The sequence below is a fragment of the Hyalangium versicolor genome (assembly GCF_020103695.1).
Lineage (GTDB): Bacteria > Myxococcota > Myxococcia > Myxococcales > Myxococcaceae > Hyalangium > Hyalangium versicolor.
The window spans coordinates 125,790-147,768 of the sequence record NZ_JAHXBF010000016.1 but is presented as its reverse complement, the minus strand read 5'-3'; the positions used below and the strand labels follow the sequence as shown (position 1 = coordinate 147,768).

15 protein-coding genes are annotated in these 21,979 nt (G+C 68.4%); 4 read left to right on the top strand and 11 right to left on the bottom strand.

All coding sequences use genetic code 11. The features are described 5' to 3' along the window. Positions 1-38: 38 nt before the first annotated feature. Both KY501_RS30950 and KY501_RS30945 read right to left on the bottom strand, forming a co-directional pair. Positions 39-932, bottom strand: a complete 894-nt coding sequence (locus KY501_RS30950; protein ID WP_224367233.1) for a gluzincin family metallopeptidase — start codon at positions 930-932, stop codon at positions 39-41. A gap of 10 nt (positions 933-942) precedes the next feature. Beyond that, the gene (locus tag KY501_RS30945) at positions 943-1,878 is read right to left on the bottom strand and encodes an alkaline phosphatase family protein (protein WP_224367232.1); all 936 of its coding nucleotides are present in this window, start codon (positions 1,876-1,878) and stop codon (positions 943-945) included. Between the two features lie 41 nt (positions 1,879-1,919). Here KY501_RS30945 and KY501_RS30940 point away from each other — a divergent pair, with 41 nt between their 5' ends. Beyond that, a complete protein-coding gene (locus tag KY501_RS30940; RefSeq protein WP_224367231.1) occupies positions 1,920-3,008 on the top strand; it encodes a DUF4388 domain-containing protein in 1,089 nt (362 codons plus the stop codon). 464 nt (positions 3,009-3,472) lie between these two features. Further along, the gene (locus KY501_RS30930) at positions 3,473-4,315 is read left to right on the top strand and encodes a fibrinogen-related protein (RefSeq protein ID WP_224367377.1); all 843 of its coding nucleotides are present in this window, start codon (positions 3,473-3,475) and stop codon (positions 4,313-4,315) included. Positions 4,316-4,325: 10 nt separating this feature from the next. Here KY501_RS30930 and KY501_RS30925 read toward each other — a convergent pair whose 3' ends face one another. From KY501_RS30925 to KY501_RS30905, 5 genes are all read right to left on the bottom strand, one after another. Next, positions 4,326-7,847: a CHAT domain-containing tetratricopeptide repeat protein gene (locus tag KY501_RS30925; protein ID WP_224367230.1), complete on the bottom strand. Its 3,522-nt coding sequence runs from the start codon at positions 7,845-7,847 to the stop codon at positions 4,326-4,328. A 56-nt stretch (positions 7,848-7,903) separates the two neighbouring features. Beyond that, on the bottom strand, positions 7,904-8,989 hold the full coding sequence (locus KY501_RS30920) for an ADYC domain-containing protein (RefSeq protein WP_224367229.1): 1,086 nt from the start codon (positions 8,987-8,989) through the stop codon (positions 7,904-7,906). A gap of 94 nt (positions 8,990-9,083) precedes the next feature. Further along, positions 9,084-13,007, bottom strand: a complete 3,924-nt coding sequence (locus KY501_RS30915) for a bifunctional serine/threonine-protein kinase/formylglycine-generating enzyme family protein (protein WP_224367228.1) — start codon at positions 13,005-13,007, stop codon at positions 9,084-9,086. An 8-nt stretch (positions 13,008-13,015) separates the two neighbouring features. Next, a complete protein-coding gene (locus tag KY501_RS30910) occupies positions 13,016-14,179 on the bottom strand; it encodes a GTP-binding protein (protein ID WP_224367227.1) in 1,164 nt (387 codons plus the stop codon). Then, a complete protein-coding gene (locus KY501_RS30905) occupies positions 14,176-15,333 on the bottom strand; it encodes an anhydro-N-acetylmuramic acid kinase (RefSeq protein ID WP_224367226.1) in 1,158 nt (385 codons plus the stop codon). Before KY501_RS30905 ends, KY501_RS30910 begins: the two co-directional genes overlap by 4 nt. Positions 15,334-15,417: 84 nt before the next feature. On the opposite strand from KY501_RS30905, the gene KY501_RS30900 reads away from it, so the two are divergent. Next, positions 15,418-16,815 carry a DUF2314 domain-containing protein gene (locus KY501_RS30900; protein WP_224367225.1) on the top strand — a complete coding sequence of 466 codons (1,398 nt, stop codon included), beginning with the start codon at positions 15,418-15,420 and terminating at the stop codon, positions 16,813-16,815. A gap of 7 nt (positions 16,816-16,822) precedes the next feature. Here the strand turns inward: KY501_RS30900 and KY501_RS30895 are convergent, their stop codons facing one another. The 4 genes from KY501_RS30895 to KY501_RS30880 form a co-directional block, all read right to left on the bottom strand. Further along, on the bottom strand, positions 16,823-17,731 hold the full coding sequence (locus KY501_RS30895; RefSeq protein WP_224367224.1) for an N-acetylmuramic acid 6-phosphate etherase: 909 nt from the start codon (positions 17,729-17,731) through the stop codon (positions 16,823-16,825). A 17-nt stretch (positions 17,732-17,748) separates the two neighbouring features. Continuing rightward, a complete protein-coding gene (rpmB, locus tag KY501_RS30890; RefSeq protein ID WP_224367223.1) occupies positions 17,749-17,940 on the bottom strand; it encodes a 50S ribosomal protein L28 in 192 nt (63 codons plus the stop codon). A 99-nt stretch (positions 17,941-18,039) separates the two neighbouring features. After that, positions 18,040-19,551 (bottom strand): phytoene desaturase family protein, encoded by a 1,512-nt coding sequence (locus KY501_RS30885; RefSeq protein ID WP_224367222.1) that lies wholly within the window; start codon positions 19,549-19,551, stop codon positions 18,040-18,042. Between the two features lie 99 nt (positions 19,552-19,650). Continuing rightward, positions 19,651-20,337 carry an HAD family hydrolase gene (locus KY501_RS30880; RefSeq protein WP_224367221.1) on the bottom strand — a complete coding sequence of 229 codons (687 nt, stop codon included), beginning with the start codon at positions 20,335-20,337 and terminating at the stop codon, positions 19,651-19,653. A gap of 209 nt (positions 20,338-20,546) precedes the next feature. Between KY501_RS30880 and KY501_RS30875 the strand changes: the two genes are divergently transcribed. Further along, positions 20,547-21,979, top strand: a 1,433-nt coding sequence (locus KY501_RS30875; protein ID WP_309243013.1) for a CARDB domain-containing protein, incomplete at its 3' end; no start/stop codon positions are given.

The window sequence follows — 21,979 nt, the reverse complement described above, 5'->3', positions numbered from 1 at the left end:
CTTGCGGAAGATCGCCGCCGGGTCTCCCCAGTGCATGATCAGGGCGAAGCGGAATCCGGGTTCTCCAGGAGAGGGGCTTCCGGAGGCTCTCCAGGGCCGTGCAGCAAGCGCCCTCCCCGGAATCCCCGGAGGCGGAGATAACGCGCGAAGTCTCGCAGGAAGGTGTCCGGGGGAATGCCCACAGTGAGGGTGAACGCGGACGGGAAGTCCGGGCCGCGGCTCATCTCCCTCAGGAGCGCCAGCACCGTGTGCTCCCCATACCGGTTCACCAGGAAGGTGAAGGCATGATGGGCGGCGCCGTAGACCACCGTGCTTTGATCCCGGTAGAGCGGCTCGGGCTGCATAAGGGGATCCCACGAGGGGTGCTCGTCCAGCGTTCGCGCGAGCTGCTCCAGCGTGGGGAGGCGGTATCCCTGCTCTGCCGTGTACGAGGCCATTCCCTCGCGGAACCACAAGGGGATCTCTTTCTGCCGCCAGCCCCCGAAGTCCGCCGCCGCTTGGAACATCACCGCGTGCGTCAACTCGTGGAGCATCGTCTCATCCAGGTCCCGCTGGGAGGCGGGCAGCGGACTCCAGCTGGCCGGGGTCTGCACATCCAGCACGTCGTAGCGCGTCCAGCCTCGCAGCCACCCATAGCCGGTGCCCGGTGCTGCCGCCTCCAGGGAGCCATGATCCGGGTGGATGCGCACCGTTACCGGCTGCTGGAGCCTGCCCCACTTCGCGAGCCGAGGCGCCGCCTTTTCGATGGAGGCTCGGACCATGGCGGCCCCTTGGAGATCCGTGGGTGGGTACTCCAGGTAGAACGCTCCTACCTCTGTCTGGACGGGCTCCACGTCCCGCTTCATCGCCACACGCGGAGAGATGCACCCCATCCCCAGCAGCAGCGCGAGCATCGCGCCGAGCCCCGCTCGCCTCTGGCTCCGACCCGCCATCACGCTCATCTCACTCCACGTTCAGCCAGCGCAGGACCGTGCGCCCCACGTCGGCCACGGTCGCCAGCGCTTCCACCTCCGGCGCCGGCGGACCGAAGTAGAGCACGGGCACGGGGTTGAGGGTGTGACTCCGTGTCGAGAGATCCTCCACGTTGCCATGATCGCTACAGATGAGCACCCGCGCGTCCGCGGGCCGGGTGGCCACCACGGCTCGGGCGAACGCGTCGAATGTGTCGAGCGCGTGAAATGCCGCCTCGAAGTCCCGGGCATGTCCGGCCTCGTCCGCCAGGTAGTGCTCGAAGAAGGTGAAGTCCGCCTCCTCGGCCACCCGCCAGAAGATCCCCGCCGCCTCCTCGGGCGTGCGCTGGGGCACCGACAGCCCTCGGGCCTTGGCGTGGGTGCCGATGATGTCGTGCGTGAGGCCGTCTCCCGCCCGAGCATCATCCAACGTACGCAGCGGCACGTCGCCCGCGGCGAAGGCCAGCGTGGACGCGGAGGGCTTCAGACGCCGCTTCATGCCCGGGGGGAAGGTGAACTCCGGAGGCGTGGTGGACTCGCGGCGGCGCAACTGGAGCGCATCCAGGTACGGTGCCGGGTAGCTGTTGGCGAAGGTGGCCCTGCGCCCCGAGGCCACCAGCCTCTTGACGAGCGAGCGCTCCGCCAGCAGTTCCCGCAGGGGCCGGTTGGGGTAGCCCAGCACGTGGCCCTGGATGAGGACTGGCGCGGGCTCGCCGGTGAGGATGGCCGTCTGGTTCGAGGCCGATTGGGGCCGTCCCTCGACTCCAAAGGTCGTGTCCACTGGGACACATCTCCCTCCCTCGGGCAGGGGGATTCCAGGGGCGTCCGAGAACTGGGAGAGCAGGTGGGACCGCCCGGCAAGCGGATTCACGGCCGGGTCCTTCCGGCCTACACCCACACCATCGATGAACAGGAGCGCGACGCGCACGGCTACTGACTGTATCCTTGAATTTCTGGAATCCGTCACCCATGGCCCTCCACGGCGATCTCTTCAGCTATCCGCTTCCTGAACTTCTGCAGTGGCTCGACGGCTCCCGCAAGACGGGGACGTTGCAACTCTCGTGGGAGGCGGGCGAGCGAAAGATCTTCGTCCTCTCCGGCCAGGTGATCGCCACCGCCAGCCGGGGGCTGCGCGAGCGCGTGGCCCGGTTGTTGGAACTGGCGAAGCTGTGCGCCGGCAGCCGCGTGCTCGCCTCCTTCGAGGAACTGCAACGCACTCCGGATGTGGAGCAGGCCTTCGCCTCGCACGGCGTGGATGTGCGGCTGGTGCGGGAGATGGGGCGCGAGGAGCTGTTCAGCTCGATGATGGACCTGACCATCGCGGGGCGCGGCTCGTTCCACTGGACGGAGGATGCGGACCGGACGGGCGAGGACTGGGTGCCCTCGGACATGAGCATCCGCGAGCTGCTCTTCGAGTCCCTGCGCTGGGTGGACGAGCACGGGGATGTGGAGCAGGCGCTGCCCATCGACGCCATGAGCGTGCGCGCGGTGGCCTCTCCCAGCCCGAGCCAGCCCCTGCTGCACCGGGTCATCCTCACTCTTTGCACCAATTCGCAGAACCTGGGGCGGCTGCGCCTGTCGATGGGCATGTCTCGCTCGGCCGTCACCCGGCGCGTGTTCGATCTGCTGCGCTCGAAGCAGGTGGAGGTGGAGGGCGCTCCGCAGGTGGAGGCGGATCCGGTGGCGGAGATGCTGGAGAAGGGCGGGGTGCTGGTGCGCGAGGGGCAGTACGACTCGGCGGGCATCATCTGCGCCTCGCTGCTGGCGAGCGATCCGGCGGACCGGCGCGTGCGTGAGTTCGCCCGCATGGTGCAGCGCGAGCACGTGGCGGCGCTCTATTCGGAGTTGCCTCCGGTGGCGGTGCCGGTGCCGGTGCATGATCCGGAGGGCATGGCACTGCTCAAGCCCGAGGAGCGGCAGATCGCCGGGCTGGTGAACGGCGGCTGGGATGTGTCCACGCTGGTGCTGGCGGTGCCGGCGCGCGAGCTGGACACGTTGCGCACGTTGGCGAAGCTGGTGCGCATGGGCCTGGTCCAGCTCACCATGCCGCTGCGCTGAGGCACGACGCCCGGCCGGGGCGGGACGTACTCTTTGGAGAGTACAGATTGTTGGTGCGGGCCACTGCATACCCTGCGCGCAGCGTTGAACGTGCTGGCGAGGGGCAGATAGTGAAGACTCGGCTTCTGACGTGGGTTTCAGTCTCTCTGGTGGTGGCCTGTTCTGGTAAGTCCGGTCCCGAGGGAGCAGATGGTCCCCCTGGGCCAGTGGGGCCTGCCGGGGCTCGGGGAGAGCAAGGATCTGCGGGGCCTGTGGGGCCCGCCGGGGCGGCGGGAGAGCAAGGACCTGCGGGAGAGCAAGGGCCTGCGGGGCCTCCCGGAGCAGCGGGGAGTTCTGTCACGAGTGAGGCTGTCGCCTCAGGCGATGCGAATTGTCCGAACGGAGGCGCGCGCTTCATCAGCGAGAGTGGCACCACGTGGGCGTGCAACGGAGCCCAGGGGCCCCAAGGGGCTGCAGCTCCTCCATTGCAGGTTGCGACCAGCGCAGGGCTCTCGGGCGCGGGGACGACGGCTGCGCCGCTCGCGGTTGCTTTTGGCGGCAACGGCAGTGCGAGCACGGCGGCCCGGAGCGATCACACGCATCCATCTCCGCCCGGTGATGGTGCGGACAACCCGGCCACGAGCTGCGCGGCGCTGCTCACGGCGCGTCCTGGCATCGCCAGCAACTTCTACTGGCTCAAGCCTTCGACGGCGGCGGTTGCCTTTCGCTCCTATTGCGACATGGTGACGGATGGGGGCGGCTGGACACTGCTGTGGAGCAACCTTCGGGGAGGCCGCGGCAAGCCGGTGACCGAGATCCCGTGGCATACCGCGATCAACACGCTCCCACTCTACAGCGGCACCCCGATCCCGAACCTGGAGTCCTTCACGGTCTACACGGGACTCAGTCACTGGTCTGCGCTGGCCCCCGGCAAGTTGCTTCGCTACTCGTGGGCGAACGACTACGGCAGTCCTGTCGATCAGTCCTACAAGTGCACGTTCGCGCTCACGGGAACGAATTACACCTTGGGGCTCTCCGCCTGTTCGCAGCTCGTGGGCAGCGTGGTCCCAGGCCTGGTCTCGTCCCACAACGGCCGACCCTTCTCGACCTACGACAAGGACAATGACTCGGATCCGAGCAACAACTGCGCGGCTTGGTATACGAATACACCCTTCTGGTACTTCAATTGCTGGAGCGGGAGCATCAACGGTGGTGGAGAAGGAAGTACTTCAGGCCACCAGAATGGCGCTCACTGGTCAGGCTCCACCACAGGATGGGGCACCGACAATGGTCTGGGGGCCGGTAACGGCTGGATGTTCGTGAAGTAGCCCAGAGCCGCTACGGCATCTGTTGCTGCGCGGTGCTCGGAGCGAGTGAGCGCAGGGGGGCATCGCGGCCCAGCGAGATGAAGGGCGCCCAGAAGTGCGGATGGGGTCGAGCCTCACGCAGGGTCCGCATGGCATCCCGCAGCGCCGCTGAGCGCCCCTGGCCGGCCAGCAGGTTGCGGTAGTACCGCTCCATCAGCATGCGCGTGGTCTCGTCATTCACCTTCCACAGGCTCATGACGATGGTCTCCGCGCCAGCCACCACGAGCGCGCGCCGCAGGCCGGAGACACCCTGTCCGAGCTTGATGTCTCCCCGGCCCGTGTCGCAGGCCGCCAGGACCACCAACTCCGTACCCCACAGATCGAGCCCCGCCAGCTCCAGCGCCGTCACCAGGGACTCACTGGGCTGGGAGCCCGTATCGTCCCCAGGCTTCGCTGCCACCTCCTGCGAACGTCCAAGCACCAGGCCGGAGCGCAACAGCGGATCGGCCGGAAGCTGTGCGCCCGTGTTCTGCCCCAGAGGCTCGATGCCGCCGATGGCCCGGGACCCAGGAGCCGGAGTGGAGTCCTCGAGGAAGTAGCCATGCGTGGCGATGTGAAGGACTCCGGGCGCCGTGAGCTGGAGGAGCCGATCCTTGGTGGCCTCCCGGCCGAGGAAGAGCTGCGCATGGGGCACCAGTTGCTGGATGTCCATCGCTTCCTGGCGAGTGCCGGGCAGGGGAGGCCAGCTCTGATCGAGCAGCCCCGCGCGAGACGTCGGCATGGAACGCGTGGTTCTGGAGGGGCTGGCCTTCGGCGTTCCGAAGTCCGGATCCGCGAGGACGACGAGCTCACGGGACGGAGTGATGTCCTGCGAGCGCGGCAACAGCTCCTTGCCCGAGGTGAGATAGGTGACGTCGAAGGACTCGATGAGGAAGCGCTGCCCGTCGTGGAGCGCCGCGAATGAGGTGAGGTTCAGCTCCCCATCGGGCGCCACGAAGAGGCGGTGGACGCTAGAGGGAAGTGGCATCAGCGGCTTGATCGCGAGGGAATAGAGCTCCTGCGAAGAGGCCCGATAGTCGACGTCACTGGAGGCCAGCGCGTCCCGGAATCGAGCGGCCGCACTGTCGAGGGTGGTGGCAAGGCCGAGGTCGAAAGCGCGGCTGCTCCCGTCCGCGAAGAGCACCAGCGCCAGGTAGCGCAGATGGCCCGGCCGCTGGGCCGTCTCCGGCTCACCGGGGCTGGGAACGAGCGGACCGTCCGTATAGGCGACAAACTCGACCAGCGCTCCATCTCGGGGAAGCGCAGCGGCCACACGGCCCACGATCTCGTTCGGAGCCGGCAGTGCGGCGAGCGCCCGGAGCGGGGCAGAGCGTGTGGCGAGAGCCGCCTCCAGGGCATCGCCCTGCTCGCCAAGCTTCTTCAGGCGCTCCTGGTACTCGCCGGGGGCCAGGCGCCCAGGACCATCGAGCGACAGGCGGGCACGCTGCGAGCGCAGGCTGCGCAGCAGATCGAATCCCTCGCGATCCTCCTCGCCGAGGCTGCGGTAGATCGTCCGCGAGGTGTTGGCTGTCTCCTCGACCGAGCGCCCCTTGCGCAGCAGCACGGTGGCGAGCGCCAGGCGCTGGACGCGCGGATCGTTCAGGTGGGCGCGCAGCAGGGCATAGATGCGCTCCTCGTCGGCACGGAGGAACTGGAGGAAGCCAGCCATGTGCGACTCGGAGAGATCGAGCGCCTCGTGGCGGAACATTTCCTCGGAGATCCTGAAGGCGCGGGTGAACAGATGCACGGCCTCGGGGAGGCGCCGCTGGGCGATGCGGATCCGGGCGAGTTTGTTGAGCGTAATGGCCACCTCGGGATGGCTCTTGCCCAGCGATACTTCCTGGATGGCGAGCGCACGCAGATAGAGCCGCGCGGCCCGCTTGAGCGAGCCCTGCTCCTGTGCCAGGTCGGCCAGATCGATGAGCGAGAGGGCGACGTCGGGATGGGTGCCGCCCAGGGTCGACTCCCGGAGGGTGAGCGCACGTTCGAAGAGCGGGGCCGCGCGCCGGTGGTCGCGCTGGTGCACGTAGGTGATACCGAGTTCGGTGAGAGACGAGGCGACGTCCGGGTGGTTCCTGCCCAGGGATGCCTCCCAGATGGAGAGAGCGCGCTTCTGGAGCGGCTCGGCCTGGGCATACATCCCCTGGCTCGCATAGAGGGAGGCGAGATGGTTGAGCGAGGCAGCCACCTGGGGATGGTGTGGGCCCATCGTCTCCTCCTGGATGGAGAGCGCCCGCTGGACGAGCGGCACCGCCCGGCCATGCAAACCGAGCTCTTGATAGAACCCGGCGGTCCGGAATAGCACCGTGGCTACATCCGGGTTGCTCTTCCCGAGCGCTCCTTCGTAGACGGCGAGCGCACGCGTGAGGATCGGCTCCATCTGGCTCACTGTGTTCGGGTCGGCGAGCAACGCGCCGCTCTGGCGCGAGGTGACGATGCGGGAGCGGTTCCTGCCCAGAGAAGTCTCCTCGCTGACGGCGAGGGCACGCTCGTACAGGGGCTCGATGCGTCCTCCGAGGTGGATGAGCAGGGAGGCTGCCTCGGCATCCTCCTTGCCCAGGGCCATTGCCAGGATGCCGACCGCGCGGTCGTAGAGCGCCTCGGACTCGCCGTACAGTCCCTGGCTGTCATGGAGCTGGCCGAGGGCGTAGAGCAGGTCGAAGGCCTTCGGGTGTTCCTGGCCCAGAGCCGCCTCGAAGACGGTGAGCGAGCGCTGATAGAACTGCCCGGCGCGGTCGTACTTCCCCTCGTCCTGGTACAGGTAGGCGAGGTTTCCGAGCGAATAGGCCTCATAGATGGCGTTGTTGCCGGGCGCCGACTGGTAGGCGGCGAGGGCGCGCTCGTAGAAGGACTCTGCCTGGCTGTATCGCCCCTGCAGTTGGTAGATGGTGGCGATGCTGTTCAGCGAGGCGGCGACATCGGGGTGGGTGCTGCCGAGTGCCGCTTCGCGAACGGCGAGGGCTCTCGCATAGAGGGGCTCGGCCCAGTGGTACCGCCCTTGGAACTGGTAGAGGCGGGCGAGGTGGTGCAGCGAGGTGGCGACATCGGGGTGGGTGCCGCCGAGTGCCTTCTCGCGAATGGCGAGGGCGCGCTCATAGAGAGGCTGGGCGCGGTCATAGAACCCCAGATCCGCATAGAGGTTGCCCAGCGCGTCCAGCGAGGCAGCGACGTCCGGGTGCTTCCTGCCGAGCACGGCCTCACGGATGGCGAGCGAGCGCTTCAGAGGAGGCTCCGCGAGTGTCCGCTGCCCATGCCACCAATGAAGAACGCCGATGACGTTCAGACTGGTGGCGACATCCGGGTGCATGCCGCCGAGCGCGGCTTCACGGAGGGCCAGGGCGTGCTCGGCCCGAGCCAGGGCCGCGTCGTACTGGTTGGCCTCCGCGAGGCTCGCCGCCTCGTCCAGGGAGACTCGAGCCTCCACCAGCCTCGTATCCGAGGGGGCTTCGGACGCCGGCACATCCGCCCCGCAGCAAAGGACGACCACGACTGTCCATCCAATCACTCGCCACATGGGACACCTCCTGGGAGCTGGGGCTGCGGGGCAGGGAACGGAGAGGACTCGCAGGGCTACGGGTTGCGGGCCTGGGTGGCCGTGCCGTGGAGAGCGCCGTAGGAGCGGTTGCGCAGCAGGTACGTCTCGGGGCTCACGCTCACGCGCTGCACGACGCAGCGATCGCCATCTCCCAGGTCCGCCGCCACCGTACGGAAGCGTCCCGGGCACTCCTGGAGGACTGTCTCCAGGGCGCGTCCGTCGCGGGTACGCGCCAGGCACGTCGCGCCATCTGGCGCCCAGGCCGCCTCGAAGGAAGCACGATTCGGATCCCAGTCCACCGAGGTCTGCGTCGTCCGCACGAGCATGCCGTACCGGTCATACATGTCGATGGTGGTGCCATCGTGGGTGTGGCTGCGGCCGTCTCCGCAGTAATCGGCGCGAGCCATGCGCGTGCAGGCCTGGTGGACCGAGGCCAGCGACAGCCCGTCGCGGGTGGCCCAGGGCTTGTAACCCCAGGTGATGCACTTGCTGATCACGCCATTCTCGCATGCCAGGGTGAAGCGGCCCTGCGCGTCATGGTGCGCTCCGCTCACATCCCAGACGCCGCTCACTGCCAGGGCTCGGGGATCTGGCACGCGTGGGGTGGCCACGCAGGGGTTTTCCCACTCCTGGGCCACTGGGTTCCACGCCTCGATGCGGTACCAGACCATCGAGGGATCCTCCGCGGAGGGCTCAGCGCCGCACAGCGCCACCTCCACGGGCTTGCCGTCACTGGAAATCCCCTTGAGGACGGTGCCCACCAGGGGGATGGAGGGCTGCGGAGAAGCCTCCAGATGCCCCTTGTCCAGCCGCAGGGCCGTGATGGAGGGATTGGCCTTGCTCACCTCTCCTCCGAGGTCGACTGAGACGAGCACGCTGCTCCCCGCATGGCCATCTTGGGCCCCTTCACGCCACGTCTGCCGGGTACCCCACAGGAGGGTCCCTTGGGGCTGGATGCCGCGGTCGGGAGTATGGCCCTGGCACCGGTGCGCGTAGTGCTTGGCGTCCGGCGGGGAAGCGGCGGCCGAGTCTTGCTTCGGAGAGGCACGGCCTGTGGCGAATGCCGGCGTGGCGAGCAGGATGCACATCCAGGAGAGCACAGACCTGTTCAGCGCGTTCATCGAGGCACCTCGTTCATTGGTGGACATGGCTAGGAGTACCAACGGGAGGCCCGAGGACGAGGTGAGCGTGTTCTCAGGTTTTCTGTGAAGCCGTTCACTCCCCGGTCGAGCTACCGGGAGAGAACGAAGCGCAGACGCGCACACCAATCGTTGCGTCGCGTTGGGTAGGCTCGCTGGCTGCGCGGTTCGCGGAGAGCGCGACAACCTGATCGTAGTACCAGGCTCCTCCCCGCAGGACGATGCGCCCGAGCTCGGGAGTCACTGGCCGTGTGATCTCGAACGCGTTGCCCGACGTATCGAGCAGTCCGAAGGGACTTGCCGAGGCTGGGTGGGAACCGACCATGTCGGGCCCGAAGTCCATGGGCTGCCGATCGTACGTCGTGTCGATATTGGCATCATCGGGCTGCAGAACGTCCCCATGTGGGTAGGAGCGACCGTCGGCGCCTCGCGCCGCGTGCTCCCACTCATATTCGTTGCACAGGCGTGCTCCAGGCAGGCGTCCTGAGCGGTCCAACCAATAGAAGAATCCCTTGAGATCCTCCGCGGAGACGCCAGACAGGGGGAAGCGACGCCAGTCAGCGGTGGTGCGCTGGGATCTGGTGGGATAACGGAAGGGTTCTTTCTCTCGTGCTGTGAGGACGTCTTCGCGCGTGTGATGAAGGGAAAAGACCCAGCCGGTGCCGGGCTGGTTCCGCAAAGTGATCGCCCCTGCGGCCCCCAGATGTGGCTCGTCCAGAAGGTGCCTTGCCCGTGCGTTTGGGGGCAACGTGTCGAGATAGGTCACCCAGTCATCGAAGGTCACTTCGGTCTTCCCGATCAGGTATCCCTCGGAAATGCAGTACCGGTGGAGGGGCGATGTGCGGAGGAACCACCGCACCTTCTCTGGCTCGGCGGTTCCCAGGAGGAAGCAGCCGGGGGGGACGTAGGCATATCCGGAAGGCACTGTGACAGGGAGCGCGAGCGGGACCTTCTCGTGTTCTCCCCGTGAGAGGAGCAGGGGGAGATCGACCGGTGCGCGGCCAGGATGGGTGATGTGGAGGAGGTAGGAGCCCGCGGGTAGGACTTCGTTGCGGATGGGAGTGGGGCCGGCCTGCCGGATCGGCTCTAGCTTCAGCACACCTCGAGCGTTCGGGCTGTACTGGCTGATCTGGATCTGTGCCCCGGGCGGATCGGTGATGAGGTCGAGCTGGGCGGGTGCCGACAGCTGCTGCTTCCACATTGCACTCTCGGTCCCGTTGTCCAGCAATTGCTCCAGACGAGCCTGCAGCTCATCGCGTGGGCGCTGCTGGTGAAAGTCTTCGGCGAGGCGCAGCCGCTCATAGGCGATCTGGATGCGTAGCCATCGCGCGTTCACATGGTGTCGATCCCGATCGAGGGCGCTCTCGAGATGCTGGTCGGCCTGGGCGTATTTCTCATTGGCCTGATCGAGCGTTTCGAGCGCGCCACTCCACAGCTGGTCCGCCGTAGCCCAAGGCGACTGAAGGCTCGAGGACTTGCCGGGCCTGGAACTCTCGGGGATCCGATTGTCGAAGAGTACGAGAGCCTCTTTGCGAAGTCTGCGGGCCTGCTCTCCGTGCGTGTTGCCGTCGGCCAGGAGGTTCTTGGCCGTGGCAACCTGGCTCTCGACGATCTGCTTCTCTTCGAGGTACTCGCTCAGGCGGAGCCCGCCGTAGACGATGGCCAGCCCGCCCAGCACCGCGAGTCCCGCGAGATATCGCCCCCACCGCTGCAGCCTCAAGGCCCGGTGGGAAGCCGCCAGGAATGCGCGTGCACGAGGAGTCAGGGTGTTGGGATCGAGTGGCCGCGCCTCGTCGACCTGCCGCTGACTCCACAGCACCTCCCGGGCGTGGGACAGGCGCTCCCACTCGGTGCTCGCCGCCTCGACGCGCTGTCTCACCGCCCGATGGCCGATGTCGTCGTCCAGCCAGTTGCGCAGCGTGCCCCAGCTCACCATCAGCGCGTCGTGGGCGATCTCGTATCGAGCCTTGCCTCCCTCGGTGTGGACGTGGAGGAGTCGTCCCTCGGCGAGCGTGTGGAGGGCGGCTCGTGAATCCGCGACGGGGGTCCCGAGCAGCTCCTCCTCGCTCCGCAGGACACGCATGCCTCCGGTCGTCACGAGTTGGACGAGGATCCGCCGCGCGGCCTGCTGCTCGGCCGGACTCATCCGCGCGAGCACTCCATCCGCGTGCCGGGACAACGCCCCCGCCACGCCTCCCATCTCCGAGAGAGACAGCCGGGTGATGGTGGCGTGCGCCGGATCTCTTCGCTGCCACAGCTCGGCGAGCGCGAACTGGAGGAGGGGCAGGCTGCCCGCGCCATGCAGCGTGGAGGCGATGAGCGTCTGGATGAAGTCCTCGGATTCGAAGACGACGCCTCGACTGCGCGCCGGGCCGATGATGGCCTCGCGGACTCCCTCAGGCTGCATCGGCTGGAGGAGGTAGAGCGCCCGCTCGATCTCGTTCGCCAGGCCGGGCAGCGCGCCCACACTCGTCAGGAAGTTGCCGCGCATGGCCAGCAGCACGCGCACGCCCTCGGAGGGCAGGGCGAGCTCTCCCAGGAAAAGAGCGAAGCTGGCAGCCTGGGCAGGCTCTGCCAGGGTGATGAGCTCCTCGAGCTGATCGATGAAGAGCAGCAGGCCTCGCCGCCCCGGAAAGGCCTCGCGCAGCGCCTGTGCCACCCAGGTGGGAGTGTCCGTCAGCGCCTGCACCAACTCGGCTTCCTTCCGGTCCAGCAGCGGCGCGAGCGCCGAGGCCAGGGCGCGCAGCGGCCTTCGGCCGGGCCAGAGGGTGACGGTGGTGACGTCCCGGCCCTCGTCCTGGGTCTCGGCTTTCACCCGGGGCAGCACGCCCGCGCGGCACAGCGAGGACTTGCCCACCCCGGGATCTCCCACCACGAGGACCAGGGGCTGGCGGCGCAGGCGATCGAGCACCGCGCGAGCGTCTCCGCCACGTCCGAAGAAGAGCTCCCGGTGCTCGGCCTCGTACGGAGCCATGCCGCGGTAGGGATTGGTGGCGGAGAGCGACCTGGAGACGTGGGGTTGCTCGAGGCGCTCCAGGGCCTCGCACAGCAGGTGGGCCGAGGCAAAACGCTCGGCCGGGTCCGGAGCCAGGCAGCACATGATCAGCGCGGCCAGATCTGGATCGACATGCGCCTCGCGCGGGATGGGTGGAGGCGTGTCCTCGGCGGAGGGGGCGGCCACGGAGACGCGAGGGGGCGCCTCCTCGGGCATCCTCTGCGCCAGCGCGTGGGGCGGCAGGCGGCCTGAGCACAGCTCATACAGGGTGAGGCCCAGCGAATAGAGATCGCTCTGCGGAGTCGCCGGAGCGCCCCGAAGCAGCTCCGGAGCCATGTAGCGCGGCGTGCCCGCCAGCGTCTGCTTCCCCAAGGAGCGCAGGGACAGGCTGCGATCGATGCGCTCGGCCAGACCGAAGTCCAGCAGCTTCACCTCGCTACTCTCGGTGATGATCACGTTGGACGGCTTGACGTCCCGGTGGAGGATGCCCTGGCGATGCGCCGCCGCGAGCCCCCGCGCCAGGCCCAGGGCGATGCTGAGGACCCGCCGCCACGGCAGCGGCCGGGGCAGCTGCGACAGGCTCCGGCCGACCACGTACTCGGAGACGATATAGGGGTGGCCGCCCACCGAGCCCACGCGGAACACGGTGACGACGTTGGGATGCTGCAGCCGGGCGATGGTCCGCGCCTCGGTGTCGAAGTACTCGAGCACCGTGGGATCGGGCTCGCTCGAAGCGAGGAACTTCACCGCGACGGAGCGGCCCAGGGAGACATCCTGCGCCAGATAGACGATGCCCATGCCTCCCTGGCCGAGGAGCTTCTCGAGGCGGAACTCGTCGAACTCCATGGGAGGAGTCCAGGGCGTTTCGTGCTTGGAGGCCTTGGGGGTAGGAGAGGCGGCTGCGGCTGGAGCGGCCCCGGGCGCTGTCTGGGTGTTGTCCTCGGGGCGGATCTCGGGCCCGGCGGGAGAGGCTGCGGGGTCCTCCGGTCCACCGCGCTCGGCCATGGGTTGGCTCAGGCCGTTTCGGGCAAGCCCGCCGCGTTCAAGCGGATGAATACCTGCATGACGAAGTAGAGCGCGAAGGCCGCGTCATCCACCCGCGCGGTGTCTACCTTGTTGGAGAGCCCCTGGAGCCGCAGAAGGTCGGCGCCGTCCACCCGCAGCAGGAAGCCCTGCTGAGCCAACGTGCCCTCACCCGCGAAGGCCAGGGCCCGGCGCACCGCGTCCATGCAGGCCGTCACGCACGGGCCGTACTGGCCGCTGGCGAAGGCCGTCTCCGCGGCGCGGGCATGATCGAAGAGATCGCCCGGAGAGAGCGCCGTCGCCGGACCGAACACGCGCTGGCCCACCGTGCGAGGCACCGAGGTGCCCGTGGGCGTCAGCTCCATCCGGGAGGGAGGCACCGCCGCGGCCGCCGGGGCGGGCACCGCGGGCATGGAGCTAGACGGAGGATTGTGCCGGGGCGTCATCGCCGGAGGCTGCACCGTGGGCAGCGTCTGGGACTGCCGCGTCGGCAGGTGCTGGCTCAGCTGCGCCTCCAGCCCTGCTCCCGGAGCCACCGGGGCGGGCGTGGCCCTGGGCGCGGGGACGATGCGCTTGGCGCGCAGATCCTTGATCACCAGCCGGGTGATGGCCTTGAGCGCATCCAGCACGCCCCGGCCGCTGGTGGCGGAGGTCTCGAACTCGGGGGACCCGCGCGAGTTCAGCGTGGCCCGGAGCTGCTCCACGGGCAGGGCCTTGTCGATGTCCCGCTTGTTCCACTGCATCACCAGCGGGAAGCGGTCCAGGCGGATGCCCTGCTCGAGCAGGTTCTCCTCCAGGTTCTGGAGGGACTCGCGGTTGGAGTCCAGGGCCTCCGGCTGGGAGTCGGCGACGAACACCACGCCGTCGGCGCCCTGGAGCACCAGCTTGCGCGTGGCGTTGTAGAAGACCTGACCGGGCACGGTGTACAGGGCCAGCCGCACCGAGCAGTCGTTGACTCGCTCCACCTTGACGGGGAGGAAGTCGAAGAAGAGCGTCCGGTCTCCCTCGGTGGCGATGGACATCATCTCGCCGCGGTGGGCCGGCCGGACCGTCTCGTAGATCTTCCGCAGGGTCGTCGTCTTCCCCGACAGGCCCGGTCCGTAGAAAACGATCTTCGCGGCCACTTCGCGGGCCAACAGGTTCACGCTGCTCACGGTGTGAGCTTACCTAGAACGACTTGGCGCCTCGCGCCAGTTGCAGACGGAACATTCGAAGGGGTCCCCACCAGGTGCTCGGCCGCCAGAAGGGCGAAACAGGCCGCCTCCTTGGCCCCCTCCGGGAAGCCCAGGACGTCCAGAGTCCTCACGGGGAGGGGGGCCAGACGGGCGGTAAACCGCTCCATCAGGGCGGGATTCCGGCTCCCACCTCCAGAGACGTACACCGCCTCCAAGGACTTGAAACGGGGCAGGACGTAGGCCTCGTAGGCCCGGGCGGTGGCCTCCACGGTGAAGGCCAGGGCGGTGGCGACGAGATCCTCGGGCTTGTCCGGGCGCTGCTCCCAGAGGAAGGAGACGAGCGCCTCGCCAAACCCCTCGCGCCCGGCGCTCCGAGGAGGGGGCAGGGCGAAGAAGGGGTGCATGAGCAATTCCGCCAGCAGCGAAGGGATGACGGTGCCCTTTCGGGAGAGCTGTCCGTCCAGGTCGCACTGGAGCCTTCCGCCCGTCATCCGGCGGGCCAGCCCGTCCAGGATCATGTTGCCCGGCCCGGTGTCGAAGGCGAGCACGTCGTCGAGACGCTCGCCCACGACGCTCACGTTGGCGATGCCGCCGATGTTCTGGAACGCGCGCACCGCACCGCGTTGTCGGAACGCCGCCCAGTCGAAGTAGGGCACCAGCGGCGCGCCCTGGCCCCCCGCGGCCATGTCTCGTGTACGGAAGTCACTTACCACAGGCAGGCCGGTGCGCTCGGCGATGACAGAGGGTTCGCCGAGTTGGAGGGTGGAGGGAGTGGTGGAGAGGCTGGTGGGGAGGTGCGCCACGGTCTGCCCGTGCGAGCCGATGACATCCACGTCCCCGGAGCGCAGGCCGGCGCGGGCGATGACGGCCTGGGCGGCCTCGGCGAAGCGCTCGCCCAGCTCGAAGTTGAGTTCGCAGAGGCTGCGCGCGTCCTGGGGGCCGAGGACGCGTTGGATGAACTCGGGAGGGAAGGGGCGGGTGACGTGGGCCAGCAACTGGAGCTGCACCGAGGGGCCTGTGCCTTCGATCTTGCAGAGCACGGCCTCCACCGCGTCCACGCTGGTGCCGGAGATCAACCCGACGCAGAGGCGGGGACGGCTCGGATCCACTCGGATGAAGGGGCGGGGGCTCATGCCTTGGAGTGTAAGCCGTTGGGCCCACGGTCGCCCGGGTGAGTGTGAGGGGCAGGGAGGGACCCACCGTGGCATGCTCGGGCCATGCGTCTCCTTCGTGCCGTCGATGCCCGCTCCGTGCTCGTCCTGGCGTGGGTGGCCCTGACTCCTCTGGCGCTCGCCGGTGGCAAGCCGAGCGCCGCGCCTGCCGCTCCTGCCGCGCCCGCCGGGAACACCTTCCCGAGGGCTCAACTGCGTGCCTCGGAGTTCACCTACTCGTGGCTGCTGTTCCACCCCGTGGCGCCCAAGGGAGACGTGGCCGCGGGGGCGCGCAAGCTGATGGCGTCCAAGTACCCGCGCCTCAATGCCTCGCCGGGGCCTGGAAAGCCCCGAGCCGAGGCCGTGGTGCAGGCGGCCTCGGACAAGGATCTCGATCCCATCGATGAGGACTCGCTGACCTACTTCGCCCGGACGTTGACGGGCGAGGAGCGCAAGAGCCTCATGGGGTCACGGCAGGCCACGCTGCTCTCGTTCCGGGTGCCTTTCGAGCAGCGCAATGAGGTGCTGCTGGACGCCACGCGCTTTGCCCACGAGCTGGCGACGGAGCACGGTGCCTTCCTGTGGGATGCCGAGACGCGGCAGTACTTCTCTCCTCGAAGCTGGAAGGAGGCGCGGCTGGATGGGTGGAGCGGGGGCGTGCCTTTCGTGCCCGCTCACGTCACGTTCCATGTCTACCGGGCAGGAGACGGGGACGCGCTGCGGATGATCAGCCTGGGGATGGGGAAGCTGGGCCTACCGGATCTCGTGGTGGAGCAGGTGCCGCAGTCGCTCACGCAGGACATGGGACGGTTCGCCAACCTCGTGGCGCAGTTGCTGGCCGAGGGGCTCTCGCCCTCCGCCGACGGCACGCTGGAGGTGGATTTGGCGAAGCTGAAGGATGCGAGGCTGCAGAAGCAGCTGGAGGCGCGCGTGCAGAAGGGCGCGGCCCGGCGCGTGAAGCTGCGGGCGCTCGCGGGCCAGCGAGACGGAGGCGATCCGGACAACGTGCTGATGGAGCTGGGCTTCCCGGGCAGCGGGGATGTGCACGTGCGGCACGTGGCGGCCCTGGATGCGGTGTTCGGGCCGCAGGCGGACGGGATTGTCCCGGTGGCGCCCGGGGATCCAGAGCTGGAGGCGGTGGCGCGCAAGGCTCGGGCCCGGCTCATCGATCTGCGCGCGCGTGCGGAACGCGGGCTGCGTCCGCCTGAGGAGCTGGTGCTCAAGGCGGGTTTCCGCACGGATGACGGCGGCACCGAGTTCATGTGGCTGGAAGTCACCGGTTGGGCGGCCGGGAAGTGGCGCGGCACACTGGCCAACGAGCCGGACAACGTGAGCCGCCTGCGCGTGGGCTCGCCCGTGGAGATGCCCGAGGCCGAGGTGGTCGACTATCTGTACGTGAGCCCCGAGGGCAAGCAGGAGGGCGGAGAGAGCAGCCGCATCCTGATGCGCCGCGGGGGCCAGTAGAGCCGGATCAGCGCGGACGCCTCTGGAGTTCGCGCAAGGAGGTGCCTTGGAGTTGCTCCAGGGCCTCCTGACGGTCCAGTCCCGCGAAGTGCATCGCGAGAGCCACCTTCACCGAACCGTCCGCTGCGTTCAGCAGCCGCCGAGCCTTCGCCACGGGCAGCTCCGTCAGCTCCGACACCATGCGCGTTGCTCTGGCTCGGAGCTTCGCGTTCGCGGGGTGCATGTCCACCATCCGCCCGCGGTACACCTTGCCCAGCGAGACGAAGGCCGCCGTGGTGAGGGCATTGAGGATCAGCTTGGTGGCCGTGCCCGCCTTCAGCCGCGTGGAGCCCGCAACCAGCTCTGGACCCGTGGGCGCCAGGATCAGGATGTCCACCTTCGTTCGAGGCCTGGGAGGGTTGCAGCACACGAGCACCGTGCGCGCCTTCCGCTTCCGCGCCTCGGCCAGTGCTCCGAGGACATAAGGAGTGGAGGCGCTGGCGGAGATGCCGCACACCACGTCCTTGGGAGCGGCCCGGAATCGGCGCACGGCCGCGGCCCCGGCAGCCTTGTCGTCCTCGGCACCCTCCACGGCGCGAGTCAGCGCACGCCGGCCTCCGGCGATCACGGCCTGGATCTGGGAAGGAGGAACTCCAAAGGTGGGCGGGCACTCGCTGGCATCGAGCACGCCGAGCCGCCCGCTGGTGCCGGCGCCCACGTAGAGCAACCGGCCACCTGCCCGCAACGCATTCGCCACGGCCCGAGCCGCTTCCGCCACGAAGGGGAGCGCGGTGTGGACCGCTCGAACGGCAGCCAGGTCTTCCTGATGCATCCGGTGGATGACCGCCTCGACGGAGAGGAGGTCCAGGTCATCCGCCCGGGGATGAAGCCGCTCGGTGGGCGGGGGCGCGGGCGGTAACGAACGCGGCCTTCCCACCCTCGAGCGCCTACGGATCAGGCGGCCTTGGTGATCTTCCCCGCCTTGATGCAGCGGGTGCAGGCCAGGACGCGCTCGGTGCGGCCGGAGACGTTGGCCCGGATCTTCTGGAGGTTCGGCAGCGTCCGCTTCTTGGTCTTGTTGTTCGCGTGGGAGACGTTGTTGCCCACGAGCGGCCGCTTTCCACAGATGTCACACTTCCACGCCATGACAGCCAACTCCTTGAAAACAGGGGCTTTCCTGGCTCTGCCCCGAAAAGAGCGGCGGAACCTACCAGAAATCCCCTGAAAATCCACCCCGGTTTTGGATCAGCCCTTGAGGGGGTTCTTCTTCTTCAACATCTCCTGCACGAGCCGCGCGGCGCGCATCCCCGCCAGGAACTCGCCCTCCAGGCCCAGGCCGGGGAGCACCTCGCGGCCGGCGAGCAGGATGTTCTTCGCCGGGGTGCGCTGCTTCAAACCCGTGACGCCCAGGAAGGCTTCCGACTCGAAGGTGTACAGGGGGTGGGGCATCAGCCTGCTGCCTCGCACGCCCCCGGCATCCAGGTAGGGCGCAGAGCGCAGCACCCGCTTGTCCCGGGTGAAGGGCATCAACGTGTCCAGCTGCGCGTCGATGCGCTGCGCCAGCGCCTGCATGTGCTCCTCGCCGAGATCCCTCACGCTGGCGGGCACGAAGGCTCCCGCGCAGACGATGCGCAGGGACTCGTCCTCCTTGCCTCCCGGCATGCGCGCGGGGTGCACCTGGATCAGCAGGGGCTTGAGCTCGGCGTCCTCGGTCTCCACCAGGAGCAGCTCGCCCATGCCGCGGGGCAGGGCGTCCACGGGGACCACCCAGTTCACCGAGAAGAGGAGGGACTTCGCGGTGGAGGCATCGAGCTGCTCGAGCAGACCTCGGTGCCGCTTGCGGTCCGTGACGAGCCGCCGCAGCGCCCCGGAGTCCATGGCCGCCACCATGCACGATGCTCGATAGATGACATCCGAGCGCACCAGCTTCACCCCGGCGAAGCGGGCTCCGTCGAAGGAGATCTCCTCCACGACGAAGCTCTCGGAGTTCTCACGGGTGAGCACGTCGCCGCCGAGCTCCGTCAGACGGCGGACGAGCATCTCGCGCAGGCCCTCGTTGCCGCCGGGGAAGCGCTGAGGCGCCTGGAGGGCCTGGGACAGCGGCCGGGCGAGGGCCAGGGGCGAGGAGGCCTCGTCCAGGTAGATGAGGAAGGGCAGCAGCCCGCGCAGGAGGGCTCCAGGCGGGGTGTTGTTGGACAGGCGTGGGTGGGTCTCCAGACCCGGGTGCTCGCCGATCTTCTTCTTCAGGCGCCAGCCCTCGAAGAAGCCGTCGGGAGGAAGCTCCGGCTGCTCCTTGAAGAAGGCGTCCGTGGCCTCGTGCTGGGAGGAGGTGGCGTTGAGCGCCGAGAGCAGGCCCTCGGCGGTGTCGCCGAACTCGCGCGCCAGCTCGGTGCGGCGGCGCGTGGTGTCGGAGTGCAGGTCCACCCGGTGGCGCGGGAGGATGAGCTGCAGCTCGGGCACGTGGGGCCGCAGGGCGCGCTGGACGGTGGTGGTGAGGCCCAGCTCAGTGAAGGCCTCCTCCACCGAGGGCATCGTCTTGAGCGCCGGGGAGATGGAGGGGGCGTAGGGGAGCACGAAGCCGCCGTGCTCATAGCCGGTGCCGGTGCCGTCATGGTCGATAAGGAGCACCCGGTGGTTGCGTTTGGCCAGGAGCGCGGCTGTGAGCGCGCCTCCGATCTGACCGCCCAGGATGATCACGTCATACACGTGCCGGGAGGGACCCGAGGGGAGCTGGAGTCTGGCGGCTTGGGTGGCCATGCGCGAGGCGAACACTACACAACGTGGCGGCTCCTGGCGCCTTTCTGGTGCGAGGGGCGAGCGGGGAGAGGGGATTCCGTCCGGATTGAGGCGGTTGCGTCAGCGGGTAGGTGTGACCAGGAGCCGGGCTTCCAGCTCGGGAGGGAGCGTGGCGAAGTCTGGAGCCACGAAGTGGGCACCGGCCTCGCGAAGCACCTCGGGAGGCGTAGTCGAGGTGATTCCCACCGCGATCATCCCCGCCGCGCGCGCCGCGAGGATGCCGTTGATCGCGTCCTCGAAGACGACGCAGGCGGAGGGCTCCACCTCGAGGAAGCGCGCGGCGGCGAGGAAGATGTCCGGAGCGGGCTTGCCTCGAACCACCTCCTCGGCCCCGACGACACGGGAGAAGAGGGAGCGGACGCCCAGGCCATCGAGCACGAGCGTGCGGTTCTCGGGAGGCGCGGCGGTGGCGATGGCCAGGCGGGCCCCGGCACCGCGCAGGCGCGCAATGAAGGCCTCCGCCCCGCGTATGAGTGAGAGATGCGGGGAGTAGAGCCGCCGGTAGTGCGACTCCTTCTCCTCGGCCAGCAGGGACAGTTCCTCGGCGGTCAGCGGTCGGCCCAGGAGGAGGGGGAGGATCTCGTCGTTCTTCTTTCCGGCGAACTCGCGCTCGAAGCGCTCCGCGGTGGCGTCGATGCCCAGGCGCCGCGAGAGGGCCACCCAGGCCTCGGAGTGGTAGCGCATGTTGTCAACGAGGGTTCCGTCCATGTCGAAGATGGCGGCGTGCAGGAGCGCGGGCAGGGTCATGACCCCGCATTACCGCGTCTGCTGCCTCGCGTGGGACCCGGATGCACCCGGCCCCCGTCCATTGAGTGTGGAAAAAGCGACCATTCTTGAAAAAAGAGCCATCGCTGTCTAAAGAGCGAAAGCCGAATTACCCGCAGGGGATTTTGACCCTTTCAGAACGGTCGGGGGACTCAATGAACGGATGTCATCGAAGAGCACTGTTGGGTGGTGTGCTGCTGCTGGGAGTCGTCGGCTGTGGAGCGCCGGAGGGGACGCCGGAAGGGCGGAGTGGCGCGAAGGTATCGCTCCAAGGGCTGAGCACGGCTCCGGACTTCGTGGTGACGAAGGTGACGGCACCCGCGAGCAGCATGCCTGAGAACTCGTTCCAGACGACCGTGGAGGTCTGCAACCGAGGTGGGACGGGGAGCGGGACGGATGTGAACCTGTACTTCTCGGATGACGACGTCATTACCCCGGACGACTTCTGGGCCGAGACCCTGTACGTGGGTTACCTGTCGCCCGGGCAGTGCGAGAGCCAGAGCGTGTGGCTGACGGCGTCGGTGCCCACACCCGGGCCCTGGTACGTGGGGGCGTACGCGGATCCCTACGGCAGCCAGCTCGAGAGCGACGAGGGCAACAACGGTCTGGCCAGCCCGGTCATGGGCATTGGCATGGGAGCGGACTTCGTCGTCACCTCGGTGAAGGGGCCGGCCAGCGCGGAGAGTGGCCAGTACATCACCACGCAGGTGACGGTGTGCAACCGCGGTACGCAGGGGGGCTCCGTGGATGTGGAGGTGTACCTGTCCGCGGACGAGTTCATCCACCCCAACACGTCCCCTGGCGTGTCCGAGGACTCGTATGTGGGCTCTGCCTTTTCCGAGTACCTCACGCCCGGGCAGTGCAGGACGGTGCCGGTGAGCGGCAGTGCCCAGAGCCCAGAGCCGGGCTCAGAGGGGGCGTACTACGTGGGCGCGGTGGCGGATCCTCATGAAGGCCGGCCGGAGCTGATCGAGGACAACAACGCGCTGGCGGGTTACCGCATGGGCGTGGGGTACGGGCCGGACTTCGTGATCACCTCGGTGACGGGCTCGGCCAGTGCGGAGGAGGGTCAGCGCATGACCGCGCAGGTGACGGTCTGCAACCGCGGTACGCGGGGGAGCTACACGGACGTGGAGGTGTACCTGTCCGCGGATGACGTCATCAACTTCGACACGTCGCCGGGCCCTGGCGAGGACTCGTATGTGGGCAGTGCCTATATCGACTACCTCTCCCCTGGCCGGTGCACCACGGTGCCGGTCGAGGGCAACGTCTCCCTGCCCGCGCCAGGCTTCGAGGGTCCGTACTACGTGGGCGCCGTGGCCGATCCGCACGGCAACCGGGAGGAGCTGATCGAGGACAACAACACGCTGGCCGGTTACCGCATGGGCGTGGGGTACGGGCCGGACTTCGTGGTCACCTCGGTGACAGGCCCGGCCGGTGCGGAGAGCGGGCAGCACATCATCACGCAGGTGACGGTGTGCAACCGCGGCACGCGGGTGCGCTATGCCGAGGTGGCGGTGTACCTGTCGACGGATGCGGACATCCGGGCCAGCGTGACGCCCGACCCTGCTGGTGACTCCATGTTGGGCTCGGCTCCTATCGACTACCTGGCCCCGGGGCAGTG